The 18,673-nt window shown below is 60.2% G+C and carries 15 protein-coding genes; 8 read left to right on the top strand and 7 right to left on the bottom strand.

Annotated features, from left to right (window positions below; translation table 11 throughout):
* Positions 1-46: 46 nt before the first annotated feature.
* The gene (locus CV102_RS10225; protein ID WP_148857897.1) at positions 47-1,840 is read right to left on the bottom strand and encodes an ABC transporter ATP-binding protein; all 1,794 of its coding nucleotides are present in this window, start codon (positions 1,838-1,840) and stop codon (positions 47-49) included.
* Between the two features lie 123 nt (positions 1,841-1,963).
* Entirely contained in the window at positions 1,964-2,929 is a 966-nt protein-coding gene (locus tag CV102_RS10220) for an NAD-dependent epimerase/dehydratase family protein (protein ID WP_148857896.1), read from the bottom strand.
* 246 nt (positions 2,930-3,175) lie between these two features.
* On the opposite strand from CV102_RS10220, the gene CV102_RS10215 reads away from it, so the two are divergent.
* Positions 3,176-4,633, top strand: coding sequence for a sulfatase family protein (locus CV102_RS10215; protein ID WP_148857895.1), 1,458 nt, complete (start codon positions 3,176-3,178; stop codon positions 4,631-4,633).
* 59 nt (positions 4,634-4,692) lie between these two features.
* Here the strand turns inward: CV102_RS10215 and CV102_RS10210 are convergent, their stop codons facing one another.
* Positions 4,693-6,480, bottom strand: a complete 1,788-nt coding sequence (locus CV102_RS10210; protein ID WP_148857894.1) for an ABC transporter ATP-binding protein — start codon at positions 6,478-6,480, stop codon at positions 4,693-4,695.
* Between the two features lie 177 nt (positions 6,481-6,657).
* Between CV102_RS10210 and CV102_RS10205 the strand changes: the two genes are divergently transcribed.
* From CV102_RS10205 to CV102_RS10180, 6 genes are all read left to right on the top strand, one after another.
* Positions 6,658-6,945: a PqqD family protein gene (locus CV102_RS10205; protein ID WP_148857893.1), complete on the top strand. Its 288-nt coding sequence runs from the start codon at positions 6,658-6,660 to the stop codon at positions 6,943-6,945.
* On the top strand, positions 6,938-7,384 hold the full coding sequence (locus tag CV102_RS10200) for a lasso peptide biosynthesis B2 protein (protein WP_148857892.1): 447 nt from the start codon (positions 6,938-6,940) through the stop codon (positions 7,382-7,384). Before CV102_RS10205 ends, CV102_RS10200 begins: the two co-directional genes overlap by 8 nt.
* Positions 7,385-7,779: 395 nt before the next feature.
* Positions 7,780-8,649 (top strand): hypothetical protein, encoded by an 870-nt coding sequence (locus CV102_RS10195; RefSeq protein WP_148857891.1) that lies wholly within the window; start codon positions 7,780-7,782, stop codon positions 8,647-8,649.
* Positions 8,650-8,767: 118 nt separating this feature from the next.
* Positions 8,768-9,499, top strand: a complete 732-nt coding sequence (aglF, locus tag CV102_RS10190; RefSeq protein WP_148857890.1) for a UTP--glucose-1-phosphate uridylyltransferase AglF — start codon at positions 8,768-8,770, stop codon at positions 9,497-9,499.
* A gap of 822 nt (positions 9,500-10,321) precedes the next feature.
* Positions 10,322-11,305 carry a sugar transferase gene (locus CV102_RS10185; RefSeq protein ID WP_148857889.1) on the top strand — a complete coding sequence of 328 codons (984 nt, stop codon included), beginning with the start codon at positions 10,322-10,324 and terminating at the stop codon, positions 11,303-11,305.
* A gap of 348 nt (positions 11,306-11,653) precedes the next feature.
* Positions 11,654-12,757 carry a DUF5305 family protein gene (locus CV102_RS10180; protein WP_148857888.1) on the top strand — a complete coding sequence of 368 codons (1,104 nt, stop codon included), beginning with the start codon at positions 11,654-11,656 and terminating at the stop codon, positions 12,755-12,757.
* Positions 12,758-12,945: 188 nt separating this feature from the next.
* On the opposite strand, the gene CV102_RS10175 is transcribed toward CV102_RS10180, so the two are convergent.
* Together CV102_RS10175 and CV102_RS10170 are read right to left on the bottom strand one after the other, a co-directional pair.
* Complete coding sequence (locus CV102_RS10175; RefSeq protein ID WP_148857887.1) at positions 12,946-13,866, bottom strand: O-antigen ligase family protein; 921 nt, start codon at positions 13,864-13,866, stop codon at positions 12,946-12,948.
* Between the two features lie 477 nt (positions 13,867-14,343).
* Positions 14,344-15,495: a glycosyltransferase family 4 protein gene (locus CV102_RS10170; protein ID WP_187432925.1), complete on the bottom strand. Its 1,152-nt coding sequence runs from the start codon at positions 15,493-15,495 to the stop codon at positions 14,344-14,346.
* Positions 15,496-15,686: 191 nt separating this feature from the next.
* Here CV102_RS10170 and CV102_RS10165 point away from each other — a divergent pair, with 191 nt between their 5' ends.
* Positions 15,687-16,502, top strand: a complete 816-nt coding sequence (locus tag CV102_RS10165; RefSeq protein ID WP_148857885.1) for an FkbM family methyltransferase — start codon at positions 15,687-15,689, stop codon at positions 16,500-16,502.
* A 31-nt stretch (positions 16,503-16,533) separates the two neighbouring features.
* Here the strand turns inward: CV102_RS10165 and CV102_RS10160 are convergent, their stop codons facing one another.
* Together CV102_RS10160 and CV102_RS10155 are read right to left on the bottom strand one after the other, a co-directional pair.
* Entirely contained in the window at positions 16,534-17,694 is a 1,161-nt protein-coding gene (locus tag CV102_RS10160; protein ID WP_148857884.1) for a glycosyltransferase family 4 protein, read from the bottom strand.
* Positions 17,691-18,548 carry a hypothetical protein gene (locus tag CV102_RS10155; protein WP_148857883.1) on the bottom strand — a complete coding sequence of 286 codons (858 nt, stop codon included), beginning with the start codon at positions 18,546-18,548 and terminating at the stop codon, positions 17,691-17,693. The genes CV102_RS10160 and CV102_RS10155 overlap by 4 nt, the downstream gene beginning before the upstream one ends.
* Between the last annotated feature and the right edge of the window lie 125 nt (positions 18,549-18,673).

Here is an 18,673-nt window from a genome sequence, read left to right as displayed (position 1 = left end):
TCGGTTCGATAAATATGCAGCGCCTTCCTCAATCGGTTATAAATGTTCATTGCTTCGTATACAACTTAGCGTATTTGCCGCCGTTGTCGACCAGCTCTGGGTGTGTGCCAGACTCGATGATCTCTCCGTCTTCGATCGTGTAGATCCGATCCGCGTTGACGACCGTCGAGAGCCGGTGAGCGATCGCGATGATGGCGTACTCACGCTCCATCGATTCGATCTCCGCCTGGACCTCGCGTTCGATGTGTGTGTCGAGGTCGCTCGTCGCCTCGTCGAGGACGAGGATGTCCGCGTCCTTCAATAGCGCCCGCGCCAGAGACACGCGCTGTCGCTGTCCACCCGAGAGCCGCACACCATCATCGCCGAGTTCGGTCTCGTACCCGTCAGGCAGTTCGTCGAGGAACTCGGTCACTCGCGCGGTTTCACAGGCGCGTTCCAGTTGCGCCCGTGTCGCGTCCTCGTTCCCGACCAACACGTTGTTCTGCAGCGTGTCGTTGAATATGAACGGGCTCTGTCGTACCACTGCGACGCGCTCTCGCCAGGCTGTGAGATCGATCTCGTCGATCGGAACTCCACTTGCGCGGATCTCTCCGCTATCGGGCTCGTACAGTCGGGCGAGCAACGAAATGATGGTCGATTTCCCGGCGCCCGATTGCCCGACGAACCCGACGAACTCGTTCTTGGTGACCGAAAACGAGACGTCGCGAAGCACCTGTTCGTCGTCGCCACTCCCGTAGGAGAACGAGACGTCGTCGAACGTGATCGGCGTCGCGGGGACCGGGGCTGGCTCGTCTCCCTGATCGTGTTCTTGTTGCGACTCGAGTTCCCGAATGAACTGTTGCGTTCGGACGAGGTGGGGAAGCCGCCCTTCAACTTTATAAAATTTGTAGTTGACTCTGCTCCCGACCGGTGCGAGCTGGAACATCGCAAACAGGAACATGCCGAGTTCGGCGACCGTGAGTCCGGTGAATCCGAGCGAGAGGTAAATGAGCCCGAAGACGACGAGCGCGGCCGAGAGATTGTAGAAGTTGTTGACCGCCGCCTCGTTACGTCCGAGTCTGATGTTCGCATCCGTGAACTGCTGGACCGCCTGTGAAAAACTGTCGAACAGATCGTCGGATTTCGTGTACAGTTTGACGTCTCGAATGCCCTGAGTGGCGGCCTGAGCCGTCTGCTGGATCTGCTCGTTCGCGGCTGCGACCCGATCACCGACCGCATATCCGGGTTCGATAACGTACCGGATAAAAAGCGTAAGACCACCGAGAACGAGGACGGCGAGGATCGTCAGGTAGGGAGCGATATAGAGCGCGATAGCGAGGTACATGAGTCCGAGCAACAGCTGTTCGAACAGCTGGATGAAATCGCGGATCACCTTCCCCGCGTACTCGGCCTGCGTGACGATCGCGTTGAGGATGTCGTCCGATCCGTGTTCGTCGAAGTAGCCGACTTCCGCATCTAGGGACCGATCGAGCGCTTTCGTCTGCAGGTGGCGGACGTAGTACGTCTCGATCGCGACCCGCAACCACGCGACCACGAAACTCGAGACGTAACGGACGGTCATGACGAGGCTGACGCCGAGGACGATGAATCCGAGCGAGAACGGGATCCCAAGGAACTCGTAGACGGACGCGAACGTGCCCACGATTCCACCCTCGGCAGTCGGATCCTCTGGCGATTGGACGACCTCAATGAGAGGAATAATAAAGCTCAGTCCGATCCCTTCAAGGAGTGCGGCGATAACGCTGAACCCGACGATGAACACCGTCAGAATCGGCTTAAAGGTCGCGACGCGCCAGAACGCACGGGCTTTGTCGCGCAGCGATAAGTCTTCCTCGTTCATTCCACCCCGGCTACTACCGATCTGCACTTTAACTTAATACGAGGTATTCGGGTAGTTCTATTCGAATGTATTTTCCGTCGAATCATCCAATGTCGTCGAGCAGTTCGGCTGAGTACCGCACGATCAGTCGTCGGCGCCGGGGGATAGCTCCTCGCCGGCGGTGATCCGTCCGCTCGAGAGTATCCGCCGAATCCCTTCCTGGAACGTGACGTCGGGTGTCCAACCGAGTTCGTCCCGTATCCGGCTGACGTCGGCCTCGAGGTGCGGTCTATCGCTTTCCCTCGTTCGGCCTTCGTCCTGTGTGATCGCGATGTCGTCGTCGAGTGCACGACTCGTCACCTCCACTACTTCGCGGACGGAGTGGGTGGTTCCGGTCCCGACGTTGAACGGGCGACAGTCGCCGTCGAAATCGGTGAGCATCGCGATAATTGCCCTGACGACGTCGTCGACGTAAACGAAGTCTCGCCGCGGCGTGAGATTTCCGAGTTCGACCTCGCGCCGACCGTCGCGGATCTGCATCAGAATCGCCGGGATCAGGTGCGAGTTCGTCTCGTTCGGGCCGTACACGTTGAACAATCGCGCTAACGCGGTCGGGACGTCGGTATCGGCGGCGAACAGCCGAACGAGGTCCTCCCCGACGAGTTTCGTTTCGCCGTAGACGTCCACCGGATCCAGCCGAGCGGACTCCTCGTTTGCCTCGGCTCGCGGCGGATACACGGCCGCCGACGAGGCGAAGACGAACTTCTGCAAATCCGGCACGCGACGGGCCGCCTCGAGGAGTTGTCTCGTCCCGAGAACGTTCACTTCGAACGTTTCTCGAGGGTGTTCGTCACAGTACGGAACGTAGTGGATCGCCGCGAGGTGGACGATTGCGTCTGGGCTCACGTCGATGATGGTGCTCGAGAGCGTATCCGATCGGACGTCGATCGGTTCGACGGGTCCCTCGGACGACACCAGGGGCGCTCGCCCCGTCGAAAGATCGTCGACGACGACCACGTCTGCGTCGGCCTCGACCAGGGCACGACAGAGATGTGAGCCGATGAACCCGGCGCCTCCGGTGACGAGAACGGTACTATTTCGGAGTTCCATATTTCCGTGTGCTCGCTACACACCTGCCCATTTAATCATGTATTCTGTAGGAGGTGAAAGACAATACTTCAGCACGATCGGCGGGAATTTTGCACGGTTTATGAACTATCCGGGCCTATTTGGCCTCGCTTCATCCGTTCACTCTCGCCAGTGAGTTCGTATCGCTCGAAACGATCGTCTCGCCGTCCCGACGGTCAAAACACCCTCGAAAAACGTTTTTACAGGCTCTCGCGTGAGGTGGTTGCAATGGATCCGCCCAACATCGTTCTGGTCGTCATGGATACGGCCCGAGCGCAGGACGTGCTCGGTCGCGAGGACGTGATGCCCGCCCTTCATCGGATCGCCGACGACGGCGTCACGTTCACGAACGCGTTCACCACCGCCCCCTGGACGGTCCCGTCGCACTCGTCGCTGTTCACGGGCCAATACACGTCCGATCACGGGAGCCACGCGGCCTCGAAGTCTTTCGAACCGGCGATCCCGACCCTCGCGGAGCGATTGCGCGAGGACGGCTACCAGACCGTCGCGTACTCGAACAATACGTGGGTGAGCCCGGCGTTCGGCTACGACAGGGGGTTCGAGGACTTTCTCGTCGGCTGGGAGCTGTTCGGTAGTGCGGATCTCGCGAGAATCGCGAAGGAAGCGAACGGGTTTCGCGAGCGGGCAGCGGCCGTCGGGAAACAGTTGGCCGGTCGGGACGGGTACAAGACACTCTGTGATGCGCTCTTCGCAAACTGGCGGCGAGTGTACGACAGCGGTGCGCTCGTGACGAACTATCGACTCGAGCGGTGGTTTCGGTCGCAACGAGACCCCGAACGGCCGTTCTTCGCGTTCGTCAACTACATCGAACCACACCTCGAGTACCGTCCGCCGCGGAAATTCCGTTCGACGTTCTTGCCGTCGGACGTGAGTTGGCCGGAGGCGAAATCCGTCAATCAAGACGCCTGGGCGTACCTGACCGGACACACCGAGATGGACGAACGAGACTTCGAGATCCTCGAAGGGCTCTACCGCGCAGAACTCCGCTACCTCGATTATCGGCTGGAAAAGCTCTACGACGAGTTACGGGACCTAGGAGAACTGGAGAACACGCTCCTCGTCGTGGTCGGCGATCACGGCGAGAACATCGGCGATCACGGGTTGATGGATCACCAGTACTGCCTGTACGATACCCTGACGCACGTTCCGCTCGTCGTTCGACACCCGTCGTCCTTCGAGCCCGGTCGAACGCGCGAGGGGCTGGTCGAACTTCGCGACCTCTACCCGACGCTCCTCGAGGCGGCCGGAAGTACGCTGGACGCGGACAAGGCCGCCTCGGTTTCTCGGCGGAACCTCTACGACGACGGACGGGAATTCGTGATCTCCGAGTATCTGTCGCCCCAGCCGTCGATGAAGGCGCTCGAGCGCTGGATGGGGGAAGTGCCTGACAAAGTTCGTCGTCGGTTTGATCGCGGTCTCCGATCGATTCGGACGACCGAGTGGAAGTACATCGAAGGAACGGACGGAAGCGAGGAGCTGTACGATCTCGCCGCCGATCCGGCCGAATCGGAAAACGTCGCGGACGACGAACCGGACGTCCGCGCCAAACTGGCCGCGAAGATTGAAGCGGAGCGGGGCGACTTGCGGCGACCCACCGACGACGGTTCGCTCTCGGTCGACGGATCGACGAAGCAGCGCCTGGAGGACATGGGCTACCTCCAGTGATCGATCCCGAACCGGAACGGTCGAGCGCGACAAAGTCGACTTCCGTGTCGCGTGCCCGATCAGGATTGCTGCTGGGCCTCGACTAACTCCGTGTACTTCCCCTCGTCAGCGAGGAGCGACTGGTGGGTCCCGCGGTTCGCGATCCGGCCGTCGTCCACGAGATAGATTCGATCCGCGCCGCTGACCGCCGAGAGCCTGTGTGCGATCACGATCGTCAGTCGATCGGCGTACGCGTCGGCGATCGCGGCGTGGATATCCGCCTCGATCGCCGCGTCGACGTCGCTCGTCGCCTCGTCGAGGACGAGGACATCGGCGTCCGTGACGAGCGCGCGTGCGAGCGCGACACGCTGTTTCTGCCCACCGGACAGTCGAATCCCCTCGTCGCCGAGCTCGGTGTCGTAGCGAGCCGGTAGCTGGTCGACGAACTCGGTGACGCCGGCGATCTCGCAGGCGCGCTCGATCTCTCGATCCGTCGCGTCGGGGCTGCCAACGACGAGATTGAACCGGAGCGTCTCGTCGAAGATGTACGGCTCTTGGTGAACCATCGCGATCTTCGAGCGCCATGCGGAGACGTCGTAGGATTCGATCGACGTCCCGTTTGCCAGGATCGCCCCGTCGTCGGGTTCGTACAGGCGGGTGATTAGCGAGGCGACGGTCGACTTTCCGGCCCCAGATTCGCCGACGAACGCGACGAATTCGGGACGGCGGAGCGTCACCGACAGGTTTCGAACGACCGGCCGGTCCCCGTAAGAGAACGACACATCGTCGAATCGAATCGTTTCGATGTCGTCCGGCGGGGTGTCGCCGCCGGCGGTCCGCTCGTCGTTGGCCTCGAGTCGAGCGCGAAGGGTCTGCAGGCGGATCAGATGCGGGAGAGTCCCGTCGACGTGGTACGCGAGGTCGTTCAGCGTACTGATCCGGGGCGCCAGACGGTACATCGCGAACAAAAAGACGGCGAGAGCGCCGATCGACAGCGAGGCGACGACGATCGAGACGTAGATGAGGACGAGGATGAAGGCCATACTCAGCAACCGATACGCGTTGCGAAGGAGCGCCTCGTTTCGCTGGAGGGTGACCGCCGCGTCCGTGTACTCGTCGGTAGCGGCTTCGAACGCCGCCGCCAGTCTGTCCTGTAAACGGTACAATCGAACGTCGCGCCGGCCCTGAATTCCGCTCTGTGCGAGTTGCTGAATCGTTTCATTCGCTTCCGCCGTTCGGCTTCCGGTCGCGTAAGCCGGCCGAACGACGCGGTGGACCGCGATTACGAGGCTGCCGAGTACGACCGCAGCGGCGAGCGTCAGCGTTGGGGCGAGGTACAGCGCGATAGCGACGTACACGAGACACAGCAGCGACTGCTGAACGATGGACGTGATCGAGAGGAGGATGCGTTCGGGGTATCCGACCTCCGTAATCACCGCGTTGAGCAACTCGTCGGATCCGTGTTCGTCGAGTTCGGCTAGCCGCGCGTCGAGGCATCCGTCGTACAGGTCGCGCATTACGTCACGGACGTATCTGGTGCCGAGGAGAGCCTGAAGCCACGCGACGGCAAAATTCGACGCGTATCGAACACTCATCGCGAGGCCAACGCCGCCGATGAGCGTGCCGAGCGTCAGCGGGACGCCAACGGCCCTGTAAACGCGTTCGAACGCTTGGACGATGAACTCGCCGTCGTTCGGGTCGCCGCCGCCGCTCATCTGTTCGATGATCGGCAGGAGAAACCCGATGCTGACACCTTCGAGAACGGCAGTGAGAAGGCTCAGCACTACGATGAGCACGACGAGTAACGGGTCGTAGCGAGCGACGCGCCACAGCGCGCGTAGCTTCCGCCGGAGCGTAACGTCTTCCACCGTTTCACCCGGGCCGCGTGTGGCCTATCGACGCGAGAGGTGTATTTAACGGTTCTCTCGCTTTCGGGTAAACACCGTATTTACGGGAGGAACACTCCCGAGAGGATCTTTCAAAAACCTGCCTTCTGGTTAGGTTCTTGCCCCGTCGAATGGTTCGCTGTCACGGGGCCGATACCGATGGAAGCGTACTCAGCCGATGCGACCGTGAGAGCGGTACGCGATCACGTATCGACGGAACTCGAGGGTGAACAGGTCATCCTGCAACTCGAGACTGGCACGTACTACGGCGTCGACGGGATCGGCCCGTTCGTCTGGGAGCGGCTACAGGAACCGATAACCATCGACGAACTGTGTCGGAGCGTCGTTGTGGAGTACGACGTCGATCGACGACGCGTCGAGACGGATCTCGAGGCGTTACTCGTCGACCTCGAAAAGGCGCGGTTGATCGAACGAACGGATGGGTGACGGTCGACGCGTCGACCGACGGTTGACGGTAGTCGGGGCGGTGCTTTCGTTCGTCGCGAGCGCCGGCATGCGCGTATCGAACCTTTCGACGGTGACGCGAGTCACGACGACGATCGCACGGATCGGCACGTTCGGATCGACGAAACGGGCGCCGACCGATGTGGCCGCCACAGTAGTCGCTGTCGAGCGCCGGATACCAGGCTCGTCGTGTTTGACCACGGCGATCGTCGCCCGTTCACTCCTCGTCGCGTTCGGCTACGACGTCGACGTACGGATCGGCGTCCAGCGAAACGATCACGGTATATTCGCGCACGCGTGGGTCACAGTCGACGGTCGACCGATCGTCGGCGACGACGTTGATCTCGAGGAGTATGAACCCCTGGGCAGCGGAGGTCTCGGGGACTACTCGGCGCACCGAGATCACGAATCCGGAGCGTGAGCCGAGTCGAATCGGGTGCCCTCCGTGCGATCACGACGAGCGGCGTGTCGATCGACTAAACGGTCGAAAATGGTCGTTTTCGGTCGTCTCCGAACCGACAGTTCTTGGTGTGTGGCTGATTAACTACGGGGGGTCGGCATTCGAACGCGGTTGGACGTTTCCGATACTGTCAACCGGTATCATTCCAGATATTCCACCGTTTCCGGTCGTAATCGACGTGCGGTTTGATTGCTTCGCCTCGGAAGGTGATAGGCGGGCACATGACCGAAAGAACGTACAATCCACCAACCGTAACCGAGTACGGTGAACTCGGAGAGATAACCGAGCAGATGTACCGACCGGACGTTCCACCGCGTCCCCCGGGACCACCCTGGCGTTAATGAACGAGTCCGGTTATGAAAACGTACCGAGCGTTCGGTCTTACCCTCGAGTCGGAGTTCCCACTGCCGGAGTTATGCGAGACGAGGGACGCGCCGGACGCGGAGATTCGATCGGGATCGGTCGAGCCGCGGTCCGACGCGCTCTCGCCAGACGGCCGCGAGATACGGGTACGTCAGGTTGCTTCCGGAACGTATCTCGACGGTGGGGTCGGACGCGTTCTCGTGACCGAGGGGACGACGATCGTCGTCGATGTTGCCCCAGGTGCGACCGGCAAAGCGTTCAGACAGTTTCTTCTCGGACCCGTGCTCCGACTCCTCCTCCACCAGCGAGGTGCACTCGTACTTCACGCGAGCGCCGTCAGGATCGGCGGGCGAGCCGTTGCGTTCACGGGACCGTCGGGGGCGGGAAAGTCGACCGCGGCCGGTGCGTGTTATGCGAATGGACACGGTCTGGTCGCTGACGACATCGTCCCGGTTAGACACGATGGTGGCGACGCCGTCGTTCCACCCGGCTTTCCACGGGCGAAACTCGCGCCCGCCACGGCGCGCGAACTCGAACTGCCGAGGGTCCCCAACTCGCCTCCGAACGGACGCGTCTATTACCGGATAGAGCGTCGTTTTCCGTCGAAGCCGCTTCCGCTGTCTCGGATCTACGTGATCGCGGAGGGAAGCGAGCCTCAAGTAGCCGACGTTTCGCCGGGGGAAGCGGTGTTCTCGATCGCTCGCAATACCTATTCGACGCGCGACGAGGACGCGGAGCACTTCGAGCGGTGTGCGACCCTCGCAAAGCGGGTCGATGTACGGCGGCTGTCTCGGCCTCCTGCACTCGATCGTCTCGACGAACTCGTCGAGGTCATCGAACACGACGGACGGCAAGCCGAGTGAATATGCTGTCGACGACCGCAATGGAGGCCGAAAACTGACAATTCGGATGGTTCGGACGATGGCCTGGTTGCAATTGCAAGGGCTTTCTCTTTGATCCAACTCGGGGTGGTCGAAGAACATGCAGGCTGTGGTACTGGCAGCCGGAAAGGGGACTCGTCTCCAACCGCTCACCGAAACCAAGCCGAAAGCGCTGGTCGAAGTCGACGGGAAACCCATTGTCGAAGACGTTTTCGACAACCTCCTTGCGATCGGTGTCAGCGAACTGATCGTCGTCGTCGGATACAAGAAAGAACAGATCATCGAACGGTACGAGGACGAGTACGAGGGGATCCCCATCACGTACGCCCATCAGCGCGAACAGCTAGGACTCGCCCACGCGATCCTCCAGGCAGAGCCGCACGTCGATGGAGACTTCGTCATGATGCTCGGAGATAATATCTTCCGAGCAAATCTGCACGACGTCATGAACCGCCAGCAAGAAGACCGGGCGGATGCCGCCTTTCTCGTTGAAGAGGTTCCGTACGAGGAGGCTTCCCGATACGGCGTCCTCGACACGAACGAGTACGGTGAGATCGTCGAAGTCGTCGAAAAGCCGGACGATCCGCCGTCGAATCTGGTGATGACCGGTTTTTACACGTTTTCCCCCGCGATCTTCTACGCCTGTCAGCTGGTTCAGCCGTCGGATCGCGGCGAGTACGAACTCCCGGACGCGATCGATTTACTGCTCCAGTCGGGGCGTACGATCGACGCGATTCGAATGGACGGCTGGCGCATCGATGTCGGCTATCCCGAAGACAGGGAGAGAGCCGAGAACCTCTTGACCGACAGAACGCAGGTCGCCGAGGAGTGACAGCCGCAGTTCGGGGACCCCGCTGGTTCTCGGGTGTATGTTTCGGGCCCGTTCGAGCCCGCTGAACGGCCTCGGAACCGGCAAGAGATGGTGTCATCGGATCCCGACTGAAACTCGAGGCGCGAACGACGGCGCGGCGTCCACCGGCGAGAATCGCACGAGAACTCGGTGGAAATCGAACGCACTGTCGAGAGTGCATCATCCGTTGGGCGCGGGTTCGCCTTCGATCTGCAAGGGAACGCATCCTTCGCCATCCCGACTGTCAAAGACGACGTGACAGTCGAACCCCATTACGAGAGGGATGATTGTCGCAACGGATCAGGGTCACGCCGGTGCTTTGTCAAGAAAGAGATAATTGGCGGATGGATGGACTTCGCCCCGGGCGCGTTATGAACTGAAACGCTACAAAACCACACCATTGGACCAACTACCGGCTTCATAGTGCCGAGAAATGTACAGGTGAATCGACCTTCAATCAGCTTATCAACCGCTGATTGCCAATGATCCGATACTTTCGTTTATGGTTATCAGTGACTGAGGAAACTGGGCACGGAACGCTGTAACGACTCTCGCTCTTTTTCACTCGAATTCTGGATGCCACGAACTAGGTTTGATCAGAAACAGTATCGAGGAGTCATCTCTATCTCCTCCGCTATTGCGAGGCCGCGTCCGGGTCGTGCCTCCACTGTTACCCAAATTGGTGAACACGAATTGGCGAAGACGAGGGAGTGAGATGAGTCAGTGGCGTAAGAACGACCCTCGATTCACGTCTGGACTTCCTCTGATAGCAACGCACGAACCAGCATTCCAGGAGGCATCGACATGAGTGTCAAACAGTGGGAAGTATACGACTTGTCGAACCGGAGTTCGGAGAACACCGTCGTCGTCGGTGACGACCGACACCGGATCGAGAGAGCACTCGCCGAATTCTCGAACACGCGCGAATTTTACGTCGACGGCGGCAGCAACGTCAACATCGACGCTTGGCGAGAACGGATCGTCCGAAAACCCTGCGAGTTCGAAAGCGTCCTCGAAGATCGAGACGTCGATCGGGTCGTCCTCGCGTTCCAAGAGACCGATCGCAACGGGTTTTTCGGGATCCTCCGCACATGTCGATCACACACCGTCGAAGCTGCCGTCCACACGGACCACTGTTCGAAAGTACTCGTCGATGACGTGTGTAACGAGTGGGCTACCGTCGTCTTGGAGCCGTTCTCGCGGAGACAGCGAGCCGTGAAACGGGCGTTCGACGTTACGTTCGCAGCGGTCGGATTGGTTGCGCTGGCACCGATCATCGCCGTCATCGCGCTCGCAATCAAACTCGATAGTTCTGGTCCTGTGCTATACTCGCAGCGACGGACGGGGTTACTCGGCGCCACGTTTCAGCTGCACAAGTTCCGGACGATGTACACCGATAGCGAGAACGCGAAACCGGAACACGACGAGGAAAACGATCGGATCACGTCCGTCGGTGCCGTGCTACGGAGAACCAATATGGACGAAATCCCGCAACTGTGGACGATTCTCCGCGGGGAGATGAGCGTCGTCGGACCTCGTGCGGCTTGGGTGAAAGAGGAACGGTTGCTCGAAGAGACGGTCGAGGAGTGGCCAAAACGCTGGTTCATTAAGCCAGGGCTTACCGGTGTCGCACAGATCAACGGCGTTAGCAGCACGGCCAGCGAAGAGAAACTCCGACACGACCTCGAGTACATACGTCGCCAATCGATCGTACTGGACATCCGGATCGTCTGCCGGCAGCTGTGGACTGTCGCAAAAGACATCCGCATGCTGATCGCGACCAAATAAGTTCTACGATGGATTTACTCCACATCGTCACCGATCAGAGCTCCATTACTCGCAATACCGCCGATAGCGGCTATCCGGGCGTCGGACCAGAGCATCCTCAGTGCAAATCTCGACGTTTCGTCATCCTCTCGAGCGGTGCTCGCCGGATCGGCCAAAGCCTTGTTACGGGGTTCGTCAATGCGGGCAAAGACGACGATGTATGTTGGACGGTCCGCGCATTTTTTGTCACACCCGACCAGCGAGGGTAGTGACACCGGTAGCCGGGACGAGCGCCGCTGAACGCGATAGTATTGCAATTGAACGTAGCAGAATGAACACGTACTGGCTCAAACTTCGTGAAAAAAAGTAATGGACGGCAGAATTATGATCTCACTTCGGCGAACGGTAAACGACAGATTCCCGATTCTCGTCGCGGTGCTCGTCGTACTCGCACTGTTCGGCGGTTGGGCGGCGTACGCCGCGTACGCCGCGGAAGAAACACACGGTTCGACCGAATTCGAACACGGCGCGACGGTACAAGTGCCAAACCCCGCCTTTCCGAACGGTACCGATCTGACCGACAGATCGACATACTTTGCGACGGTCGCCCCCGAACTAGACGGTGAATTTGCGTACACCTACGAAACCGACCAAACCGACGAGGTCGTCGTCGAGACCGAGGTTACCGCCGTCACGCGAGTGGTTCCGGACGAAGACGACGAGCACGAGGAGTTCTGGAGCCAGACGCAAACGCTCCAGGAAGACGAGCGAACCGTAGATTCCGGAGAGACCGAACGTGTCGACTTTACCGTCGACGTGGCCCAAGAAAAAGACCGCATCGACGAATACGAGTGGATGCTCGGAGAAGCACCCGGAGATCCTGAGATCTTGGTCATGGTCGAAACGATCGTCGTCGACGCGGACGACGGGAATTCCGAACTCGCCACCGACCAGGACGAAATGCGAATCATCCTCGAAGACGACGTGTACACCGTCGAAGCGGAGGAGCCGGGCGGTCTCGCGGCGTTTTTCCCCCCAGGACTGTTGACGACGATTCAGTTCCTGGTATCGTCCGGCCTTTTAATCGCGAGCCTCGCGGCGCTCGTCCTCGTGGGGATTGCGCGACAGCAGGGAGTGCTTATTCCGCCGGAGCGGGAGCGGGAGACGGCCGAGTTCGAACACGAGAGAAAAGTATTCGACGAGTGGATCTCCCAGGGGCGAATTTCCGACGAGCAACTCGACGGCTCAGGCGTCGAAACGGCGACGCTACGGGATCTCGTGGATGTTGCGATCGACAGCGACAGGAGAGTCGTCGAAGATCCGGAGCGCAGTTCGTTTTACGTCCTCGACGGGGCGGCACACTACAAATTTGCCCCGCCTCAAGAGCGGGCTGACGAGGGGTCTGCCCCGCCAGAGCAGGACATCGACGACGAGGGGGAGACGAGCGACGAGGGAGAAACGAGCAACGAGTGAGCACAAGGGGTCGTCGACTGTCCCAGGTTCGAGGTCGAGGCTCTCCGTCCGCACTACCTCTCGAGTTCGTCGATCGCCCAGCCCGGGCGGGTCGACGCGTCCGATTTCGGTACTGTGCTGACAACGAAGGTCGACGGATACTGCCTTGGCTGTCCGGAATCCCCTCGAAACGTCTTCCGTCCGAGAAGTCAGGGAGATTCGAACCGCTCGTACCGCCGCAGACGGCCTGTGGGTAACTGGACGATGAGGCCGGCGTAGAGGCCGAAGAGAAGCGACATCGTGGTCAGTCCGCCGAACGTAGTCGATTCGGTGAGAAACTGAATGCAGATCACCAGCAACGTCGCGAACACGTAGGCGTCCCACCGATCGCCGCGTATCGACTTCCGCGCAGCCAGGGCTAGCGCTCCGCCGACGGCGAGCAGGTAAAAGCCGCCGGCTACGAACCCGGCATTGAGTAGGACCGAGACGTACGAATTGTGGTGTCTGATCCCGCTATCGAACGCGGCACCGACGAACGGGTCGACGGTAGCTGCCAGCCAGGCTTCCTCCCACACGTCCATTCGACCCGCGAAGCTCTCGTCGGCGAGTCGATAGTACTCTTCGAAGAACGGATGATAGACGATCGCCAGCAGGCCGACGATCGCCGCCGTTCCGACGACGATACCGATCCGTCGGTCTTCTTTGAAGAGGAGTACGATCGTCCCGACGGCGCCGGCCGCCAGCGCCGTCCGCGAGTAAGAAAAGAGGATCGCCACGACGAGGACGGGAATCGCAACCGCCCAGAGCGTTCGTCGCGTCTCGAGCCAGGCGTAGATCACGGAAACGGTTCCGATCGTGGTCACGATCCCGAAGTGGTTCGGGTTCTCGAATACGGAGGTGATTAGTACGGGATAGCCGCCGATCGAATCCCGTCCGGTCCACGAGGCGTCGACACCCAGGTAGTGGTGTGAAAGCAATAACAGGTACCCGATCACTGCAAAGGCGACTACGAGCGTCGAGAGCGAGATCGCGTACCGTAACGGATCGTATCGAATCAGTTGGGGTGCAACGAGCACGAGCGCAACGATCGACAGCGGCGTGAGGAAGACGTAGGGGAGGTACGTCGTCATACCGGTCACGAAAAACTGGTGTATCAGACCGAGCCAGTACAACACCAGTAGCGCGACGATCGCCGACTTTACTCGAGGCATTCTCCCAGCGACCAGTCCGTACGCTACGAGAAAACACAGGAATGCACCCGACAGTACGTACCCGAACAGGGATGGGAACAACCACGTGGTCGGAGCTAATCCCGCAACGACGAGCAGTGCCGGGAGGGACGAACCCGTCTCTCGGAGCCTGGCGATCCACCGTCTCCGTTGCCGTCGGCTCGGACGAGTAGCGCCCATCGGTCGCTCGGTGCGCATATCCGTCGTCCGAAACCGATCCCGAGATCGATCGTATCCGTCGCTCATATCGAACTGGTCCCCCTATCGACGGCACTCGGGCACGGAACCGGTACGTGGCGACTATCGTGGATCCGACTGCAGCGTGTCGCCCACGTCGCACTCGCGGACGGATCACCGGCCGACTCGGAAAGCCGAGAGTTACGCTGGATGAGCGATCCCCTCGCGTTCCGCCGCCACCAGTTCTCGATAGAACGTTCTGTACTCCGAGACCATCCTATCGACCGTGAACTCGTCGCGAGCAGTCCGTCGTGACGCGTTCGCGAACCGCTCTCGCATCGCATCGTCTTCCACCAATCGAGCCGTTCGCTCGGTGAAGGCGCCGGTGTTACCCCGCTCAACGACGTATCCCGTCTCGCCACCTTTCACGGCCTCACGAACGCCGCCGACGTCGTACGAAACAATCGGGATGCCTACGTGCATCGCTTCCAGAAGGGTCAACGGGAACCCCTCGAACCGCGACGTCATGAGAAAGACGTCCAGAGTCGAGAGGACCCGCCCGAGATCGGATCTGAACCCGAGTAAGTGGACGGTTTCGAGATCGTTATGCTCGACGAACCGACGGCAATCGTCCATCAGCGGTCCATCACCGGCAATAATCATCTCGAAATCTATCGATCGATCAGCGAGTCGGTTCGCCACCTCGAGCATCTCGAGTGGATCTTTCTGGTGCGATAATCGGCAGACGGATCCGATTATCGGCTTGTCCGGATCGATCGGTAATTCGCCGAAGAGATCCCCCTCGTCTTCCGCTCGCCACTCCGAGACGCCGTTGTGTATCACCCGCGAAGGAGTGTCGGCGGTGATGTCGTATCTCATGCCCGCCTCCGCGTCGTTTTCCGATACGAGGACGAAGCCGTCGGTGAGACGAGCAAGTGTCCGTTCTCCGCGTCGAATGACGCTACCCATGAAATCGTACTCGGTGTTGTAGAATCCCCATCCGTGGACGGTGAAAACGGACGGAACGTCGTTCAACCGCGCAGCGATACGCGCCAGGACGCCCGCTTTCGTACTGTGGCAGTGAACCAGGTCCGGTTCCAGTTCGCGAACGAGCGTCGTGATTCGATACAGTGATTTTGCATCCTGTATTGGGTTCGGCGGACTCTGTAACGAGTCGACGACGTACACCGGGACGCCTTCATTTCGCAGTTCGTCTACGAGCTTTCCGCCGGGTCCGCACGCTACGGCGACGCTCGCTGGTGACTCGGTCGAGAGGTACTTGACAATCTTCGGGGCCCCGCCCCAGTGGGACCGGGTGATGACGTGAAGAACGCGTGATTCTGACAATCTCATTGGTACGCTGACCTCGGTCGGACCATCGTTCACCCCTCGACTACATAAAAGAGGGACGTGGCATACATTAGCCGTCTTCCGCAATAGACGGCTCGAGAGCTGGTAATTCTCTGTATCTGGAACGGACCGTACGGAAATGAAACGTCTCCGGCGTGTGAGTTCTAAGAGCACCGTTCTCATAGCAGTCTCACATGAAAGACAGCGTTCGAACGTACGGCCGTCTCTTCCAGGATTCGCCGGTATTTCCGGTCATCAAGCGCTTCTATCTCGGGTTCGAGAACGCCACCATTCGGGCCAAAATCGCGCTCGGAGACGATACGACGCGACTTCGCGTCGGCGGTGCTGAGGCATCGTTCTATCAGACGAGCGTCGTCGAGTGGAAGAACGTCAACTACTACGTCGAACCCGAGTATCCGGTGCTGGTGGACCTCGTAGAGCGCGTTCGACTCGGAGACGTGTTTTACGACGTCGGTGCGAACGTCGGAATCTACAGCTGCCTCGTCGCGGACGTCCTCGAGGAGGGGTCCGTAGTCGCGTTCGAACCGCACCGACCGACGGTGGAGCGGTTGGTGGACAACGCCAGGCTCAACGGGGTCGACCTGACGGTCGTCGAGCGAGCGCTCTCGAACCGGTCGAAGCGGGCTCGGCTCATCGCCGACTCGGACAAGCCGGGAATGCAGTACGGAACGGTCGCGACGGACGCTTCGGATCCCGACACCGGCGAAACCCGACGGGTCGTCGAAACTGTCTCGGGGGACGAACTCGTTCGAAACGGCGACGTTCCGCCGCCGGATATTATAAAAATCGACGTCGAAGGAACGGCTCCGGCCGTGCTCGAGGGCCTCGAGGAATCGATCGCGGAGAGCTGTCGATTGGTGTACGTCGAGCCCCACGACAACATGGACGTCGTCCGAGACCGACTCCGAGGGTACGGGTTTTCGATCGAAGAGATCCCGCTCGCCCGCTTCAGGGAGCACGAACCGCCGACCCTCCTGGGTCGGAAGTGATTCGACGAGCCGACGGTCGGTACCGAACCGGTTATCCGCCGTCTCCGGTTGACCGTGACGACGAGTAGGGGATCTTCGCCCGTCCGTTTCTCGCTGTGACCTGTTCGTACAGCCGATAGTATTCGTCCGCGGTTCGGTCGAGGGCGAACGTCGTCCGGGCTCGAGCGCGACCGGTTTCGGCCAGACCCCGGTATTTTACCTCATCGGTCAGCAGCTCCTCGATTCGACGGGCAAACTGGTCCGGTCGCTCCGGATCGGCGAACGTCCCGCCTCCGGAGACCACTTCGCGGAGCACTTCGATATCGCTGGCGACGACCGGAACTCCGAAAGCCATCGCCTCGACTGCCGCGACGCAGAAACTCTCCATGAGTGATGGAACGACGAACACGTCGCTCGCGTCCAGTATCTGATATACGTCCTCGCGCGGGACGTGTCCTGTAAACTCGACTCGGTCGTTCAGCCCGAACTTCGCGACGAGCGCCTCGAGTCGACGTCGCTCCGGTCCGTCGCCGACGAGCGTCAACCGGGTCTCCGGAACCCGCTTTGCAAGGATCCCGTACGCACGTATCAGCGTTGATAGGTTTTTCACGTCGACCATCCGACACGCGGTCGTGATCCGGACGTCGTCGACGCCATAGGAATTGGTCGAAGCGCTGCGGACTCGATCGATGCGATCGACGTCGACGCCGTTGTAAATTACGTCGATCCCCTCCGGTGGAAGGAGTGGCTGTTCGAAGGTGCGAAACGAGCGTCTCGTTTGCCTGGAGTTTGCGATGACCCGGTCGGACTGCCACAACGTTATCGCGTTGACTAGCGTCTGCGGGGCCGAGTAGTAGTCGTGGTGTGCGTGTTCCGTATTGACGACCGGTAGTTTTCGCGGCGCCAGAACGCTGCTGAGTGCGCCGACGAAATTGTGGTGGGTGTGCAACACGTCGTACTCGCCGGTGGTAAGCAGTCGTCGCAGTCGGGAGATCGCCCGGCGGTCGAAGCGCGAGTCAGCACCGAGTGGAACGACATCGACTCGTCCCCTGACGGGGGCTTCGAGTTCGGCGACTGACTTGTCGGCGTACGAGACGACCGTCACGTCAGCGGGCGTCCGTTCGTCGATTCGACTCGCGACCTCGTAGGCGAACGACGTGTACCGAACGCGGTTCTGAATCGAGAGCACCCGGAGCCGCGTGTCGTCCGTCATGTTCGGTTCACGACGTCGCCGACGTTCGTCCCGTTCGTCCTGTCACCGTCGAGGTGCCGGAGGCACAGTCGGAGATCCGGGTGCGTGGCGTTGCGTTTGGCGGCTTTCGGGAGTTGGTCGTACGATTCCGAGTTGGAGGCCGCCTCGCGAAGCGCTTGCCACCGCTTGTGCCTCACGAGGATCATAACTGGAATCTCGTCCACGTCGAGTATCTGGCAGAGAACCAGTCGGTGGATCCCCTCTCGAACGATGAACTTCCCGTCCCTGTCGAGACAGACGAGCGGATCGAGATCGTGATAGTATCCGTTCATCCTGAGATCGGTTTCGGGATACTCGAACGCCTTCTCCGCGTTGGAGACGTAACCCGATTCCGCGATACTCTCGTACAACCGGTCCACGTACGGACACCGCTGCGCCTGGAACTCCTCGACGGTCCTGTACCCCCACAGGTGCATACCGGAGCCGTCCATCCGCTCTCGAGCAGCGGAGATGTACTCGGTGTCCTCCCACTCTCGCCCATCGACGTATCGCTGGTACAGCCCCTTCGAGATCCAGTACTCGTCCAGGGACTGTCGATCGGCGTCCCAGTCTCCGTCGAGAACCCGTCCCAGACCTTTCTTGTTCGTAACGTGTGGTGTGAAGTATTCGACTGTTGATGGGTCGACGTGCAGAACTATGAACGGACTCGTCGGAGCGTCGTATTTCACCTTCGAGCGGTAGTGTCTGTACGTATTCGTGACGGGCCAGACGACCCCGGAAAACTTCCAGAGAAAGTACTTTTTCGAGAGTTCCAGAAGCGATAGCTGTTTCGTCGTCTTGTATAGGCCCGCGATCCGTTCGTAGTGGGGTTTCATGGTAAGGATTGACTCCCGCGAGATCGGTCGAGTGTCTGCTATTCGATCGCACGCGTCGTTCCGGGTGTTCCACCAGATGAGAGGGAATAAACCTAGCCGTCGATCTCTCGTCCGCGCCACTCCGC

This window comes from Natronococcus pandeyae (assembly GCF_008122205.1).
Taxonomy (GTDB): domain Archaea; phylum Halobacteriota; class Halobacteria; order Halobacteriales; family Natrialbaceae; genus Natronococcus; species Natronococcus pandeyae.
This window is presented reverse-complemented; position numbering and strand designations above follow the sequence as displayed.